This window comes from Embleya sp. AB8 (assembly GCF_049739465.1).
GTDB lineage: Bacteria > Actinomycetota > Actinomycetes > Streptomycetales > Streptomycetaceae > Embleya.
In genome coordinates, this window is record NZ_JBMHHY010000031.1 from 75,149 (window position 1) to 90,908 (window position 15,760).

The window sequence follows — 15,760 nt, forward strand, 5'->3', positions numbered from 1 at the left end:
ACCTTCTCGCAATCTGCTACCGTTCGCAAAAGATGAGAAAGGTAGTGGTGGCGGATGGAATCGAAGCCGATCCGGAGTGCGACGCGGGTCGTCGACTTGGCGGGCAGCGGGCGCTTCAGCGAGATCGAAGAGCTCTTCGCACCGAGGCTGCGCGCAGTCGTGTCCGCGGAGACGCTGCGGGCGGCCTGGGCGACCGAGACGGGCACGAAAGGCCCGATCCTGGAGATCGGTCGACCGACGACTGAACCGCACGGGCCGAACCTGGTCCGGGTGAGTGTCCCGGTGACCTGCGAACACGGGGGCCTGACCGTGGTCATGTCGGTGGACGACACCGGCATGCTGCACGGACTACGACTCGCGCCCCCGGCCACCGCGTCCTGGACGCCGCCGCCCTATGCGACCCGGAGCAGGTTCACCGAGGAGGAGGTCACCGTCGGCGCCGGTCCACTCGCGGTGCCGGGCACGCTGACGCTGCCCCGCAGACGCGGCCCACGCCCCGCCGTCGTACTCCTCGCCGGCGGCGGCCCCTTCGACCGCGACGCGACCAGCGGACCGAACAAGCCGCTCAAGGACCTGGCCTGGGGACTGGCCGGCCGTGGCGTGGCAGTACTGCGGTTCGACAAGGTGACCCACACCCACCCGGACGTCGCCGCCACACCAGGGTTCACCATGTCGGACGAGTACGTGCCGCATGCGGTCGCCGCCATCCGACTGCTCCGCCGTCACTCGGCCGTGAATGCCGAACGAGTCTTCCTGCTGGGCCACAGCATGGGCGGCAAGGTGGCGCCGCGCGTGGCAGCCGCCGAACCGTCGGTCGCCGGCCTGGTGATCCTGGCGGGGGACGCCCAGCCGATGCAGCATGCCGCCGTCCGGGTCGTCCGCTACCTCTCCACCGTCAACCCCGGTCCCGACCTCGAAGCCGCCGTCGCCCTCGTCGCCGAACAGGCCGCACGTGTCGACAGCCCCGAGTTGTCCGCCTCGACGCCGGCCGAGGACCTGCCGTTCGGATTCCCGGCGCCGTACTGGCTGGACATGCGCGGCTACGAGCCGGTTTCCGCTGCGGCCGGCGTGGACAAGCCGATGCTCATTCTCCAAGGAGGGCGCGACTACCAAGTGACCGTCGACGACGACCTCGCTCGATGGAGGCGTGGCTTGACCCACCGCTCGGACGTCACGATCCGCATCCACGATGCCGACGACCATCTGTTCTTCCCCGGCAAAGGCCCCTCCACGCCGACCGACTATGAGATGCCCCAACACGTCGACCCTGCCGTCATCACCGACATCGCGGAGTGGCTGGCACCGGACCGCGGGAAGCTCACTCGGTTCCGTCGATTCCTTCCTGCGGCCGTCATCCGCCGCCGAAGCTGATCATGGGCTCGGGCTGCTCGGGCTGCTCGGGCTGCTCGGGCTGCTCGGGCCGCTTGGGCTGCTCGGGCTCGGGCTCGGGTGCGACCGCGACCGCGACTGCGGTCCGACTCGAGGGGCCGGACGTCGACCAGCGAACCCACCCGGACCGGGAGCGGCTTGATTTCGATCGGCGCGAGGACCGGTTTGCGATACCCCGGGACGACCCAATGCGCCCCTGCCGCACCTCTGTTACGCCCGACCACCCCGACCACCCCGACCACCCCGACCACCCCGATCCCCACGAAGTCGCAGGTCGGCGGCGGTAGTTGGGTCCGCCGCCGGACGTTCCGGAACTCGGCCGACCCGCCGCAGACCGAGTTCCCCGCGACCCCCGACCCCCGACCCCCGACTCGCGACCCCCGACTCGCGACCCCCGACTCGCGACCCCCGACTCGCGACCCCCGACCCCCGACTCGCGACCCCCGACCCCCGACCCCCGACTCGCGACCCCCGACCCCCGACCCCCGACTCGCGACCCCCGACCCGGCCGGTGGAGGCCGCCACCATCGCCTCCACCGGCCTGGTGCCGGGTACTCCGGGCCCACCCACGAGGACGCCCGCAACGCCCGGCGGCCAACCGGGCCGGTTGCCACGCCGGCGGGCCCTGATCGGTGGGATCGGGGTCCGCCGGCAGGTCGGCCGTCGATGGGTGTGGTGGCCGGAGGTGTCGACCCGGGGTCAGTGTTGGAGGTCGGTCAGGCGTTGGCGGGCCTCGGTCAGCTTCGGGCCGTACGTGGTGGGGTCGGTCTTGGTGAGGGCGGAGTAGAGGGTGATTGCTTCTTCCATCAAGGGGATTGCTCGGGGTTTTTGGTTTGTGGCGACCAGGAAGTCGGTGGTCGGGGAGAGGATCCAGGCGGCCAATTGGGGCTGGTAGGTGGGGATTCGGGTGGCGAGTGGGCGCAAGGTGTCGAGGGCCGGTACGGCCAGGTCGGTGGCCTTGCCGCGCAACTCGGGCTTGCCCCACAGGTGGATGGCGATGTCGATGGCCGACCGGGCGTACTCGTCGGTCAGTTGGTCGTCGGTCGGCGACTCGGTGGTGAGTCGGCGGAACAGGGTGATGGATTCGTCGGCCAGCGCTGCGGCTTCGGACCAGCGGCCGACGTTGCTGAGGAACGCGACGGTGGGCGAGGCGGCCCATTGGGCCAACCGGCGGCGATAGGTGGGGTTTCTGCCGGTCAGGGGGCGTAGGTTGGCGATTGCCGTGACGGCCAGGTCCAGGGCCTTCGGCTGCAACTCCGGTTTGCCCCACAGGTGGATGGCGACGTCGATGGACGCCCACGAGATGCGGAACGCGAACTCGTCGTTGCCGGGGTGCTCGGCCGCCAGTGCGCGGTACAGGTCGACCGACTCCCCACCGGCGGCGTCCGCCTGATCCCAGTGCCCGGCCGACGCCGCGAAGGCCGCCAGCCGTACCAGCGCCTCGGCGAGCCGGGGTCGGTAGTCGCCCGCCGAGCCGACGGTGCCGACCAAACCGACCAGCCGGCGCAGCAGCCCACACGCCGCCGACTGTGCGTCGAACGCCTCCGCGCCCCGCATCGCCCCCGCCAACCCCGTCGCCCGCAGGTCGAGCGCGCCGGCCAGGCGGTCCGCGCCTGATCGCTCGTCGGCGGTCAGCACGTGGTCCGCGCTCGCCCAGTGGTACGCCACCGGCGGCCCGCCCGCCGGGGGCCGGGTGAACAACTTCCCGCTCGACGTGCGGAACACCGCGAGTTCGGCCCGGCCGTCGCCGTCGTAGTCGGCGGGCACCGGAAGGTCGCCGACCTGGCCCAGAAAGAAGGTCCGTGCACTGCCCCCGGCGGCCGGGGTCACCCGCCAACTCCCGTCGGCCGGATCCCAGATCACCCGGTCCGCCCGGCCGTCACCGGCGAAGTCGGCGGTCAGCGCCATCGGCGCGGCGGCCTGCCCGGCGGGCGCCGCGCCGCGGTGCCAGTACCAGAGGGTGAGGAAGACACCGGTCAGCCCGCCGAGATCGAGCTTGGCCTGCTCGGCGGCACTCGCCTCGATGGTGATCCGCCACGTGGTCGCCGGGCTGCGGCCCCAGAACGCCTGCCGGAGCGTCGGCGGACCGGGGTCGGTGCGGTCGAAACCGGCCAGTACGGTGCCGGCCAGCGGACCCGCCTGGGCGGTGCGTACCGTGCCGTCCTCGGCACGATTGGTCGCCAGGCCCGAGTGCTCGAACCGCACGCTCACGTGCGGGGTTTCGGCCCGCGCGCCGAGCAGACCGACGTGCGCGTACACCACCTTCAGCGCGAAGCGGTTCGGGAAGGCGTCGAGTGGGACGGGGAAGGTGGCGCTTCCCTTGGTCCGCAGGTCGCTCAGCAGCGCTGGAGAGGTGAGGTGGAGGTAGTACAGGTCCTGATCCAGCGGATAGCGGTCGTGGATCCGGTGCAGATCGGCAAGTTGCGGCAGCCGACTCCACGAGGTCTGGTACTGCCCCAACAGGCCCTTGACCCGGCTGTCGTCGCCTCGGGGCAGTGGGCGGTAGGCGTTCTCGATGTCGTCCGGGTGCAGATAGCCCATGTCGAAGCTGTAGGTGGGGGTGAGATTGCTCAGCGTCCACAGGTCGAGCGCCCGGTAGGCGTAGAAGCTGTACTCGATCAGCAGGTCCATGTAGTGCTGGTTCTGCTCGATCAACCGGCGGGTGATGTCGACCAGTTGCCCGATGTCCCGCGCCCAGTTGCCCTCCAGGGTGGTCAACCGGGTGATGTCGTTCTCGTTGACGGCCATCTTCCCGTCGGCCGCGGTCAAGGTCAGCTGGTTCCGGTTGACCTCCAGGACCTGGAGCGCGCGTTCGCGGACCAGCTCGATCTGCCGAACCAGTAGGTTCTTCTCCGCGTTCTCCAGTTGTCCGTCCACCTTGGCGGTGAGCAACTGGCCGAGGGTGCCCGCCGCGTCGATGAACTTCGAGGCACTGTCGCCCGGTTTCTCGAGTTTGGCGACGTCGAAGCTCAGTCCGTCCTTCAGCTTGGGGACGCCCCCGCTCCAGTCGAACCAGTTGACCAGATAGCTGCCGTCGCCGTACTTCCCGGTCTTGGGGTCGAACCCGTTCAGGGCTGCGGAGTTCTTGGCGATCATGTCCCCGACGGCGAGCAGCGCCACCAGTGTGGCGCCGCCCGTGTAGACGGCGCTCACCGCGGCGGCGATCGCGATTGCGGCACGACCAGCGGGCCCAGGCTGTTGCCGGGTGGGAACTCCAGGCGTTCCCGGACCATCTTGTCGCGCACTGCGGTGAGTTGGCCCTCCACCTCGCGCATCTGCTTGTCGATGATCTCGGCCCGTCCTCGGGCGTGGTCGAGCCCCGCCTTGGCGGCGTCGCGCTCGAGGCCGAGGATGGGCCGGAGGTCGGTGAGGTGGGCGACCTGGGTGTTGACCAGTTGGATCTTGTCCGCCTCGCTCATCGCGAACAGCAGCAGATCCCGCGCGGCGATCAGCGAGGTCAGCACCAGGGGGCCGTAGCTGTCGACGAACTTCTCCTGGGCGGGGAAGTCCGGTACGAGGTCGACGTCGTAGGGCACGCCGATGGGGGAGAGGTTGTGCGCGAGACGCAACGACAACTCCGCCGCATGGGCGTGTTGTGGCCACAACACGAGCGCCCGGCCGAACTCGCGCCCGGCGGCGAACCGGTTGTCGGCCCGGTCCGGCAGCGCCGCCGCGTAGCCACGGAAGAGGAACTCGCCCACCCGCGTGCGGTAATTGGCCCACGCCTGGGCGTACACGTCGCCGAGCTCGCCGCGCACCATCGCCCACCAGGCGTCGGCCGTGTCGGTACGCAGGTCGGGAGCCACGCTCGAGCCGGCCGCCGCGCCGGCCCGGCCCGCGCCGCCGTCCGTGCCCGGATCCGCCGGCCCGCCCCAGCCACCACCACCTCGCCCACCCTGCCCGGCTCGGCCGGCGTGGCCGGGATCGCCGCCGCTGCCGTCGACCCGCACTCCGGAGCGCTCGACCGTCCGCACCCGAATCTGGGCGCCGGGGCCGCCGATCGCCCCGTTGCCGCCGTCGCCGCCTTGGCCGCCGGTGCCGGGATCCAGGCCGGGGCTTTCCTCCGTGGGCGGCTGGACCCCGTCCCGACCGCGCCCGCCGGGGCCACCGCTGCCGCCGGGCCCTCCGGCACCGCCGCGCGCGATCAGCGCCACGTCGGTCGACTTCGCGGCGAGCAACGTGATCGGCGTGGCCGGCCCGCCGGGGCCGCCGTCGCCGCCGGGCCCGCCCGGCCCACCGTCGCGGCCCGCGGGACCCTGGTCGGAGCCCCCGGATGTCCCCGGCTGCCCACTCGGCCCGGCCGGTCCGGTGGTGTCGACGGCTCCGCCGTTGCCCCGGTAGGTCTCGGCGACCAGCAGCACCGGGTAGCCCGGGACGCTCAGCACATAGCCCGGGGCGTGGGTGATCTCGCGGGCGACCAGGACCAACCGGGCGCCCGGGGGCGGCCCTTCCGCATGTAACTCGGCCGCCAGCGCGCCGTCCACCGTGATGGTGTCCCGCAGATGGAACCAGTCGGCGACGGCGGCCGCCGTAGCCACTGTTGCGCCGCCATTGACATCGGAACTCATCGCGCGTCGTTCCCTTCGAACTCGCTCTTCGAACTCGCTCTTCGAACTCGCTCTTCGAACTCGCTCTTCGAACAGGCTTTTCGAACAGGCTTTTCGGTCGAACTCCTCGATCGAACGCGGCACGACTCGCACGCCGCGCTACCTCGGCATGTTGCCCGGCACGACACCGGCGGCCATCCCGAATTTCGGGGAGTGGACAAGATTGCGCGACTGTGGTGACGCCTGCATGTTCTGGTGGCGCGCGCCTCGGCGAATCGGCGGGCGAGGTCGGCGACGACGGGTCGGCCCGGTGGCGGGTGCTCGGTTGTCGTGTGCGGCATGGCGTGCCCGGACGGTGTGATGCCCGGTAGGCCGAGGTTCGGCCTACCGGGCATCACAATCGGGAGAAGCTATGGGCGGGGTTCGCTCAGCAGGCGCCGAGGTCGACCCAGACGCCCCACTGGCCGGTGGTTCCGGGGGTTTCGCCCTGGGTCCACCACTTGGCGCGGTAGGTGTGGCCCTGGTAGGAGACCACGCTGCCGTTGGTGTAGATGGCGTTCTCGTCCCACGCGGGTGCGGTGCAGTTGCCCGGACCGCCGCCGCCGACGGTCAGCGTGTATGTGGTCGAGTGGGTGACCGAACCCGTGCCGGTGATGGTGATCGGGTACGTGCCCGCCGCGGTGTTGGCCGCGACGGTGATGGTGGCGGTCGAGGACGAACCGGACTGGACCGACGGCGGGCTGAAGCTCACGCCCACCCCGTTCGGCGCGCCGGCCGAGCTCAGCGTCACGTTCTGCGCCGAGCCGCCCGTGGTGGCGGTGTTCACCGTCGTGGTGGCGGTGCCGCCGGCCTGGACGGTACCGGCCGCCGGGACGGTGGTGATGGAGAAGTCGTTGCTGGGCGTGGTGCCGCCGACCGCGGTCTTCCAGATGGTGTACGCGACGCCGTTGGCGCTGCGGCCGAGGGCGGTCGGGTTGATGTTGGACGTGGTGTCACACGACTGGTGGTAGCAGGAGTCGTAGGAGTCGTTGGCGGTGCCGCCCCACTTGGCCGCCTGGTCCGAGGACTTGGTGGCGTCGGCGCCGGCCGCGTAGCCGGACGTCGGGATGCCGCCCTGCTGGAACGAGTAGTCGTCGGAGCGCCCTTGGCCCTCGACGTTCTCCTCGGGCTGCAGGTTCAGCGTGTCCCAGTACGCCTTCATCGGCGCGGCGGCGGGGGAGGTGATGTTGTTGATGAAGTAGCCCGCGTTGGGCGAGGCCACCATGTCGAAGTTGTAGTAGCTCTTGATCGCCGCGCGCTGCGTCGAGCCGAGCTGGCCGACGTAGAACTGCGAGCCCTGGAGCCCCTGTTCCTCACCCGTCCACCAGCCGAACCGGACGTGCTTGGTGAGGCTGGGGTTGGCCTTGGCGAGTGCGAGGGCGTTCTCCAGGATGGTGGCCGAGCCGGAGCCGTTGTCGTTGATGCCGGGGCCGGCCTGGACGCTGTCCAGGTGGGCGCCGAACATCACCACCGAGTCGGTCGGGCCGCCGGGCCAGTCGGCGATCAGGTTGTTCGAGCGGTAGCTGCACGAGGTGCAGGTCTGCTCGGTGACCTGGAAGCCGGCCGCCTGGAGCTTGCCCTTGATGTACGCCACCGACCCGGAGTGACCCGTGCTGCCCGCGCGGCGGTTGCCGCCGTTCTGGTTGGCGATCGAGTTGAGCTGGGACAGGTGTGCCTGGACGTTGGCCACGTCGATGTTCGGCGGGTCGCTCGGGGTGCCCGGGCCGCTGGAGACGGTCAGGTTGTACTGGGCGGTGTGCGTCTTGCCGCCGCCCGTGCCGGTCACCGTGATCGAGGAGGTGCCCGGGGAGGCCGAGCCGCTCGCCGTCAGGGTCAGCGTGGAACTGCCCCCGGACTGCACGGTCGAGGGGTTGAACGAGGCGGTCACACCGGCCGGCAGCGCTCCCGCGGTCAGCGTGATGGTCTGCGCCGGGGTCGGGTTCGCCGTGGTGGTCACGGTGGTGGTTGTCGACGCGCCCGGCGTGACGCTGCCCGAGGTGGGGCTGGTGGCGAGGGTGAAGTCGGGGTCGCTCGGACCGGCCGTGCAGGTCGGGTCGCCCGGCTGGGCGGGCAGGCTGACCGCGTCCCAGGCCGCCTTGGTCTTGTTGAACAGACCACAGGTCGGGTCGAGCGTCTTGGCCGCGCTGAGCGTGGTGGTGCGGTAGCGCTTGTAGGTCATGCCGCTGGTCTTGAGCAGCATGCCGCCGTAGAAGATCTTGCCGGCCTGCTGGATGCCGACGCCGGTGAGCGAACTGCTGTTGCAGGTCGGGCTGGTCGGCTTGCCGCCGCCGGGGTTGGTGCCCTCGGCGAGCAGGTAGAACCAGTGGTTGAGCGGACCGGCCGCCTTGTGCACCTCGGTGCTCGGGATGGAGGAGCTGTAGCAGTCCGGGTCGCCGTTGGTGGACGGCTTGTACATGTAGCGGATCGGGCCGTTGCCGACCAGGTTTACCGTTTCCCCTACGGTGTAATCCGGCGTGTCGTAGGGCGAGGGCTCGTTGGTGTAGGCCTCGGTCAGCGCGCCGAAGATGTCGCCGGTGCCCTCACCGAGTCCGGCCTCGCTGCTGGTGCCGCCGGGGGTGTTCTGGTCGATGCCGTGGCCGAACTCGTGGCCGACCACGTCCAGCGAACCGATCCACTGGTTGGCCTGGTTGTGCCCGATCGTGCCCGAGGAGCCGTCCCAGTAGGCGTTGAGGTCGCTGAGCCCGACCTTGATCGGCCAGCTGCCGCCGTTGCCGTTGTGCCCGTTGCGGCCGAGCCAGTCGCGGAGCATGTTCCACTCGTTCTGCGCCGCGAACATCGAGTCGACGCAGCCGGTCTCCTTGCTGGACGCCTGCCCGTTGCCCCACGAGTCGGTGGACTTCGTGAAGACCTGACCGGTGCCGTAGTCGGCACAGCTCAGGCCGGGACGGGTGGAGTCGCGAAGGGAGTACGAACCCGCCGATCCGCTGGTCTGGATGGTGAGCGGGTTGGGGCCGTTCCACTGGCTGTTGCCGGAGCCGGCCTTGACATCGTCGTAGGTGTCGAGGACCTGGCCGGTGCTCGCGTCGACGAATACGTGCAGTCGGCTGGGCGCGGATGCGGTACGACCCGCAACCACCGTCTCCCAGGCCAATGCGGTGTTGCCGTCCTTGACCCGGACGACCAGGCGGTGCGACTCGACCTTGTCCACGGCGGCGAGTTGGGCCCGGGACGTGGCCTCGGCGGCGCCGGCCGCGACGGTCGGTTGGGTGGTGACGGATATCCGCGCGTCGGTGGCGGACTGGGTCGCGCGGACCCGGCCCTTGCCGTCGGCCAGCACCACGGCGTCCGCGCCGACGACCGGGATGCCGCGGTAGGTGCGCTGGTAGGCGACGGAGTACAGGTCGTTGACCCACGGGGTGACGACCTGGCGTTCGTAGTTCTCGTCCGGTCCCTTGGCGAGGACGTCCAGGCCGCCGGCGGCCGCCCGGTCGGCGGCGGATACCGCGAGGGCCTGGGGGTTGGCGGGGGGCGGCGACGGGTCGGCGACGGCCGGTGCTCCGGCCGTGCCGATCGCCAAACCGGCGAGCATGGCCAGGACGGTCCCGGCCGTGGTCGTTCTGCGATTCATCGAGGCTCCTTGGGTGGAAGGCAGACCTCGACCACGTCGCCGGCTTGCGCCGCGACGCCTCGTGAGCGACGCGGGCGACCGTGCAGGCCGGGTTCGTGCCCGAGCGAGCGAAACACTCACACGGGGGTGGGGACTTGGTGAAGCGATCGGCAACGGCCGGCAAAATTTGGCAAACTCCAAGCAGACCCCGGGAGTCGCGGGAGTGCCTGGTCGGGTGGTCGGGCGGGGTTTTGGGTGGCTTTACCGTCGGTGGGTGAGTTGCTTTGGATGGTCGCCCTGTTGATTGCGCTGTTGGTCGCCTTGTTGATTGCCCTGTTGATTGCGCTGTTTGTTGCCTTGCCTATTGCCTTGCTTGTTGACCTGGCATCTGCTCCAACAGGTCGCGGACCTCGGGCAGATCGCTCCAATGTTGGGACAGACGTCGGCGCAGGCCCAACAGTTCCCGGTTGGTGGTGGCGGTGCCGAGACCGGCGGCCTCGTGGATCACCGGCGCGGCGGTGAGTGCGGCGGCGTCGGGGTGGCCGGCGCAGGCCAGCGCGTCGGCCAGCCGTACGGTGAGCAACACCCGGGCGGGCCGCATCGGTACGGGCAGCAGGTCGAGCGCGGCCTCCACCGATTGCACGGCCGAGCGGGCCGAGGCCAAGTCGCCGGTACTCGCGGCCAGATCGCGCAGCGCGCCGCCGATAGTGGCCTCCATCCGCAGCCGGCCGGCCAGGCCGGTCAGCCACGGTGCCTCGGCCCGGTCGCGTTCGTCGAAGCGGTTGACCTGGCGATGCGCGACGGCGATGTGCTGTCGACACTCGCCGATGTCACCGCCGAGCGCGTGTCCGCGCGCCTGGTAGAGCTTGGCCAGCGTGGTGATCCAGGCCCGCCCGGTGTCCACCGCCTCGAGGGCGCGGGCGTAGGCCAGGGCCGCCGCCGCGTCGCCGTCGAGCCGGGCCAGCGAGCACACGTCGCCGAGCAGCGAGGCGCGCGCGCCGGGACTCTCGCACACGTCCGCCCAGTTGAGGCCCCGGTCGTACCAGGCCATGCCGACCACCGACTGCCCCTGCTGCATCCGGAAGCGGCCGGCGAGTTGGGCGTAGTCGGCGGCGAGCCGCAACTGCGCGTGTGGCGAACGGCCGTGCGCGTTGAGCGATTCGGCCCAGCTGACGATCCGGCGCAACACGTACTCCACCGAGCCGACCAGACCGGTGCCGGCGCCGTGCAGGCCGGCCTCGGTGTAGCCGCCGAGCAGCGCGGTGAGCACGTGTACGACGTCGGGATCGACGCCGGTCGGATTGTTCCCGTCGATCTCGCCCAGGATGGTGAGCGCGTCGGCGTACGGCGGGACCTCACACTCGTGCGCGCCGTCCTTGCCGTGCAGCGGGCAGGGCAGCCCGTGATAGGGCAACCGGTCGGGCCAGAACCGGTCGGCGAGCGGGGCCAGGCCGGCGGGGGCGTCGCCGCCGGGGATCAGCGAGAAGTGGGTGCGGTGCAGGGCGGGGGGCGGGATGGATCGGCTCGTGAGCAGCGCGGACAGGTCCCCGCCGGTGTCCAGGAGATCGTCGAGTCGGCGCGGTAGACCGGCGGGCGGCTCACGCAGACCGGCCTCCAGCTTGCTGATCAGGCTGTGGTGATAGCCGACGCGTAGCCCGAGCTGCTGCTGCGTCATGCCCGCGAGGCGGCGTCGGGTGCGCAGTGTGCGGCCGAACTCGGCCCACAGCGGTGTGGACGCGACCTTTAGCGGTGTGGACGCGACCTGTGTGGTGACGGGCGCGGGCGCGTTCGGGAGCCTGTTCACGTTCGTCCTCCCCGAGGTAACTCCGGATGGTCGACGGTTGGTCACTGCCCGGAGCAGGGTGACAGACGCGGGTGGGGGTTGTCTGCGGTGGAACGAGGCATTCCGCTTTTGCCGGATGGGTGTACGGGGCTATCACGGGTGCTGACACGAGGTGACATTTCACCCCGGGATACGCGGCGCGGCCTCGGGTGGCGGTGGTGGACTGGGCTTGCGGGCCGGTCTGCGCGAGACTTGCCGGACCGGTAGCACTCACACCTTTCTTTGCTGAGGCACTATGCGCTGCACGATCGCTGGTCAGTCCTTTCACCTTCGGAAGAACGAGGTGGAGAGCGCGATGAGCGGGGTCAAGGCCGAGCCGATCACCGGGGAGTCGGTGCGGATCGGGCGTCGGACGTATCCGGTCAAGCAGGTTGGTTCGGTGATCACGGGGCAGTTGCCGCGGGATTTCAGTGCGGCCGAGGTGGTTCGGGCGCTTACGAAGTTGGGGTTCACGGTGAATCCGGCTGAGGCGGCGGAGTAGGGGTTTTTGGCCTCAAGCGCCGGCCGGGCTGGCTTTGGCCTCAAGCGCCGGCCGGGCTGAGTGGCCTCAAACGCCGGCCGGGCTATTTGGCCTCAAGCGCCGGCCGGGCTCAGTGGCCTCAAGCGCCGGCCGGGCTGATTGGTGCTCGGTCGGGTTTGGGGTCGGGTGGCCGTTGGGCTATTTGGCCTCAAACGCCGGCCGGGCTCAGTGGCCTCAAGCGCCGGCCGGGCTGTTTGGTGCTCGGTCGGGTTTGGGGTCGGGCGGCCCTTGGGCTGTCTGGCCTCAAGCGCCGGCCGGGCTATTTGGCCTCAAGCGCCGGCCGGGCTCAGTGGCCTCAAGCGCCGGCCGGGCTGAGTGGCCTCGAACGCCGCCCAGGCTGAGTGGCCTCGAACGCCGGCCGGGCTGAGTGGCCCCAAGCGCCGGCCGGGCTGTCTGGCCTCAAGCGCCGGTCGGGCTGTCTGGCCTCAAGCGCCGGCCGGGCTGATCGGCCCCGAGCGACCGTGCGCGTTACGCGCTCGGGGTGGATTTTGGGGACAGGCCGGTCAACAGGTCGTCCTTGGCGCCTGGGCCGGTCGTGGCTTTCAGGTCGGTCCAGGTCAAGGGCTCCTGGCAGTTGTTGCAGATGTGGACGGCCCTCGTGTGTGCGCCGCACTTGGTGTGCGTGACCAGAATCGGCGGGCCGTCGGGGGCGGCCCAGTCGTCGCCCCACTGGCGCATGGCGTTGAGGACCGGCCATAGGGTGCGGCCTTTTTGGCTCAGGCGGTAGTCGTAGCGGGGTGGGTTGTCCTGGTACGGCTCGCGTTCCAGTACGCCGTGGGTGATCAGGTGGTCCAGGCGCTGGGTGAGCACGTTGCGGGAGATGCCCAGGCGTTCGTGGAAGTCGTCGAAGCGGGTCACGCCGAGGAAGGCGTCCCGGACGATCAGCATCGTCCACCACTCGCCGGCCACCTCGAGGAACTGGGCGACCGAGCAGGACATGTCCTGGAAGCTCTTGCGACGCATGACGTCAGTCTAGTGGGTTGCTTCATAGAACTCACTGGCCTACTTTGAGTTTCTTCATAGAACTCACCATGCTCGCTCGGCTCACCATGGAGGACCGAACCGTTATGGCCGGTACCGAACCCCAATCCCCACCACGTGCCCTCGCCGCCGTGCTGGTCTGCGCGGGCGTCGTGCTCGTCAATCTCGACCTGTTCATCGTCAACGTCGCGATGCCCTCGCTGGCCGACACCTGGTCGGACGCCTCGCTCGCCGACCTGTCGTGGGTGCTCAACGCGTACACCGTCGTGTTCGCCGCGCTGCTCGTGCCCGCCGGCCGGATGTCCGACCGGATCGGGCACCGCCGCGCGTTCCTGGCCGGCATCGCGGTGTTCACCGTCGCCTCGGCGTTGTGCGCCGCTGCGCCGGTGTTGTCGGTGCTGGTGATCGCGCGACTGTTGCAGGCGGTTGGCGCCGCGTTGTTGATGCCCGCGTCGCTGGGGCTGTTGTTGACGTCTTATCCGCCGGAGCGGCGGGGTGCGGTGATTCGGGCGTGGGCGGCGATCGGTGGGCTTGCCGCCGCGCTCGGGCCGATTCTGGGTGGGCTGCTGCTCGAACCGGGCTGGCGGTGGGTGTTCGTGGTCAATCTGCCGATCGGTGTGGTGGCGCTGGTGCTCGGTGCGCGCCGGTTGCCCGACCCCGCGCCCACCGATCGTGGGCCGCTGCCCGATCTGTTGGGGGCCGCGTTGCTCACCGGGGCGATCGGGGCGCTCTCGCTCGGTGTGGTGAAGGCGCCGGATTGGGGCTGGGTCTCCGGCGGGACCGTGGGGGTGTGGGTGGCGACGCTGGTTCTGGTGGTCGGATTTGTGGTGCGTAATGGGCGGCATCCACGACCGGTGGTCGAGGGGGCGTTGGTGCGCAATCGCACCTATGCGGTCTCGGGCCTCGCGAACACCATGTTCGGCGTCGCGTTCGCCGGGATGTTGATCTCCTCCACGTTGTGGATGCAGACCGTGTGGGGGTGGAGCGCGCTGCGTACCGGGCTCGGCACGGTGCCCGGGCCGCTGGTCGTGCCGTTCGTGAGCATCCTGGCCGGGCGCTATGTGGCCCGCTTCGGACCGGGGCCGCTCGTGGTGCTCGGCGGGCTCTCGTTCAGCGCGGGGATCGGGTGGTGGATCGTTCGGCTCGAACCGCACGCGCACTACGCGAGCGACTACCTGCCCGGCTCGGTGCTCACCGGGATCGGTGTCGGGCTGACCCTGCCCACCCTGATCGCCACCGCGACCGGCGCCCTGACCCCGGACCGGTTCGCCACCGGGTCGGGCGTGATCACCATGCTGCGCCAGGTCGGCTCGGCGCTCGGCGTCGCGGTGTTCGTCGCGGCGGTGGGCGCGCCGGCGACGCTCGACGGATACCGCCGGGCCTGGTACATCCTGGGCGCGGCCACCGTGCTCACCGCCGTCGCGGCGCTGTTCCTGCCCCGCCCCGGGCGGCCCGCGCCGACGCCGACCCCGGTGCCGGCCGCCTCCGCCCCGGTGGCCTGACCGGGCGGCGGCCGGCGCCGGCGCGCACGGTCAGGACTCCTTCGCCGCCTTCGCGGCCTTGGCCGCGCGCTTGGCCTCCTGCTTGTGTGCGCGCACCTTGGCCAGCGACTCGGGGCCGGTGATGTCCGCCACCGAGCGGTGCGAGCCGACCTCGCCGTACGCGCCGGCCGCCGTGCGCCAACCCTTCGGGGTCACCCCGTACTGCTTGCCGAGCAGGGCCAGGAAGATCTGCGCCTTCTGCTTTCCGTAACCGGGCAACTCCTGTAGCCGCTTCAGGAGTTCCGTGCCGGTGGCCGCGTCGGCCCAGACCGCGCTCGCCTCGCCGTCGTAGTGCTCGACGAGGTATCGGCACAACTGCTGGACGCGGTGCGCCATCGAACCGGGATAGCGGTGTACGGCGGGCTTCGTGGACAGGAGTTCGGCGAACGCTTCCGGGTCGTACTCGGCGATCTCGTGCGCGTCCAGGTCGGTCCGGCCCAGGCGTTGCGCGATCGTGTACGGGCCGGTGAAGGCCCACTCCATCGGGACCTGCTGGTCGAGCAGCATGCCCACCAGGGCCGCCAACGCACTGCGCCCGAGCAGTTCGTCCGCCTCGGCCTGCTGGGCGAGGTGCACTGTCGTGTTCATCCCCCGATGATCCCCCGGGCGGCGCCAGGGACCCGCCGGGACGCGCCGACGCCGGTCCGCCCGCCCCGGTCAGCGCTCGGCGGTGCGCGGTACGACCAGGCCCGATTCGTACGCGACGACCACCGCCTGGACCCGGTCGCGCAGGCCCAGGCGGCGCAGCAGTCGGCTCACGTGCGACTTGACCGTCTCCTCGCCGACCACCAGGCGCGCCGCGATCTCGGCGTTGGACAGGCCCTCGGCGACCAGGCGCAGCACGTCCATCTCACGGGGCGTCAGCTCGGCCAGTCCGGCCGGCGCCGGGCGCGGGCGCAGGCGGGTGAACTCGCCGATCAGCCGCCGGGTGACGGTCGGCGCGAGCAGGGCCTCGCCGGCGGCGACCACGCGGACCGCGTCGAACAGGCGCTCCGCGGTGACGTCCTTGATCAGGAAGCCGCCGGCGCCGGCCACCAGCGCGTCGTAGACGTGCTCGTCCAGATCGAACGTGGTCAACATCAGGATGCGCGGCGCGGCGTCCTCGGCGGTGCCCTCGCGGATCCGTCGGGTCGCCTCGATGCCGTCCAGCACCGGCATCCGCACATCCATCACCACCACGTCGGGGCGCTCCTCGCGGCAGCGGCGGATCGCCTCGGCGCCGTCGGCGGCGGTGCCGACCACGGTGAAGTCCGGCTGGGTGTCCAGGAGGGCGGCAAAACCGGCCCGGACCACCTCCTGGTCGTCGGCCACCACGATCCGCAACGCCACCCG

At 70.8% G+C, this 15,760-nt stretch carries 10 protein-coding genes; 3 read left to right on the top strand and 7 right to left on the bottom strand.

All coding sequences use genetic code 11. The features are described 5' to 3' along the window. The first annotated feature begins 54 nt into the window (after positions 1–54). Entirely contained in the window at positions 55–1,371 is a 1,317-nt protein-coding gene (locus ABIA38_RS36550) for an alpha/beta fold hydrolase (protein WP_424643264.1), read from the top strand. A gap of 717 nt (positions 1,372–2,088) precedes the next feature. Here the strand turns inward: ABIA38_RS36550 and ABIA38_RS36555 are convergent. The 4 genes from ABIA38_RS36555 to ABIA38_RS36570 all read right to left on the bottom strand — a co-directional run bounded on the left by ABIA38_RS36555 (position 2,089) and on the right by ABIA38_RS36570 (position 11,347). Beyond that, a complete protein-coding gene (locus tag ABIA38_RS36555) occupies positions 2,089–4,542 on the bottom strand; it encodes an FG-GAP repeat domain-containing protein (protein WP_424643265.1) in 2,454 nt (817 codons plus the stop codon). Continuing rightward, positions 4,539–5,957 (bottom strand): hypothetical protein, encoded by a 1,419-nt coding sequence (locus tag ABIA38_RS36560; protein WP_424643266.1) that lies wholly within the window; start codon positions 5,955–5,957, stop codon positions 4,539–4,541. Before ABIA38_RS36560 ends, ABIA38_RS36555 begins: the two co-directional genes overlap by 4 nt. 406 nt (positions 5,958–6,363) lie before the next feature. Beyond that, entirely contained in the window at positions 6,364–9,564 is a 3,201-nt protein-coding gene (locus ABIA38_RS36565) for a M28 family peptidase (RefSeq protein ID WP_424643267.1), read from the bottom strand. Between the two features lie 340 nt (positions 9,565–9,904). After that, positions 9,905–11,347 (bottom strand): helix-turn-helix domain-containing protein, encoded by a 1,443-nt coding sequence (locus ABIA38_RS36570; RefSeq protein WP_424643268.1) that lies wholly within the window; start codon positions 11,345–11,347, stop codon positions 9,905–9,907. 274 nt (positions 11,348–11,621) lie between these two features. Here ABIA38_RS36570 and ABIA38_RS36575 point away from each other — a divergent pair, with 274 nt between their 5' ends. Further along, positions 11,622–11,867 (top strand): SCO5918 family protein, encoded by a 246-nt coding sequence (locus ABIA38_RS36575; protein WP_424643269.1) that lies wholly within the window; start codon positions 11,622–11,624, stop codon positions 11,865–11,867. Positions 11,868–12,374: 507 nt separating this feature from the next. Here the strand turns inward: ABIA38_RS36575 and ABIA38_RS36580 are convergent. Beyond that, on the bottom strand, positions 12,375–12,869 hold the full coding sequence (locus ABIA38_RS36580) for a winged helix-turn-helix transcriptional regulator (RefSeq protein ID WP_424643270.1): 495 nt from the start codon (positions 12,867–12,869) through the stop codon (positions 12,375–12,377). Between the two features lie 44 nt (positions 12,870–12,913). Here ABIA38_RS36580 and ABIA38_RS36585 point away from each other — a divergent pair, with 44 nt between their 5' ends. Beyond that, complete coding sequence (locus ABIA38_RS36585; protein WP_424643271.1) at positions 12,914–14,389, top strand: DHA2 family efflux MFS transporter permease subunit; 1,476 nt, start codon at positions 12,914–12,916, stop codon at positions 14,387–14,389. Between the two features lie 30 nt (positions 14,390–14,419). On the opposite strand, the gene ABIA38_RS36590 is transcribed toward ABIA38_RS36585, so the two are convergent. Then, positions 14,420–15,016, bottom strand: coding sequence for an HhH-GPD-type base excision DNA repair protein (locus tag ABIA38_RS36590; protein ID WP_424643272.1), 597 nt, complete (start codon positions 15,014–15,016; stop codon positions 14,420–14,422). A 69-nt stretch (positions 15,017–15,085) separates the two neighbouring features. Further along, positions 15,086–15,757, bottom strand: coding sequence for a response regulator (locus ABIA38_RS36595; protein WP_424643314.1), 672 nt, complete (start codon positions 15,755–15,757; stop codon positions 15,086–15,088). Between the last annotated feature and the right edge of the window lie 3 nt (positions 15,758–15,760).

Bases quoted from the DNA above. Each gene is read 5' to 3' on its own strand.
- ABIA38_RS36550 (WP_424643264.1), top strand. From the start codon at position 55: ATGGAATCGAAGCCGATCCGGAGTGCGACGCGGGTCGTCGACTTGGCG.
- ABIA38_RS36560 (WP_424643266.1), bottom strand. From the start codon at position 5,957: ATGAGTTCCGATGTCAATGGCGGCGCAACAGTGGCTACGGCGGCCGCC.
- ABIA38_RS36565 (WP_424643267.1), bottom strand. From the start codon at position 9,564: ATGAATCGCAGAACGACCACGGCCGGGACCGTCCTGGCCATGCTCGCC.
- ABIA38_RS36575 (WP_424643269.1), top strand. From the start codon at position 11,622: ATGCGCTGCACGATCGCTGGTCAGTCCTTTCACCTTCGGAAGAACGAG.
- ABIA38_RS36580 (WP_424643270.1), bottom strand. From the start codon at position 12,869: ATGCGTCGCAAGAGCTTCCAGGACATGTCCTGCTCGGTCGCCCAGTTC.
- ABIA38_RS36590 (WP_424643272.1), bottom strand. From the start codon at position 15,016: ATGAACACGACAGTGCACCTCGCCCAGCAGGCCGAGGCGGACGAACTG.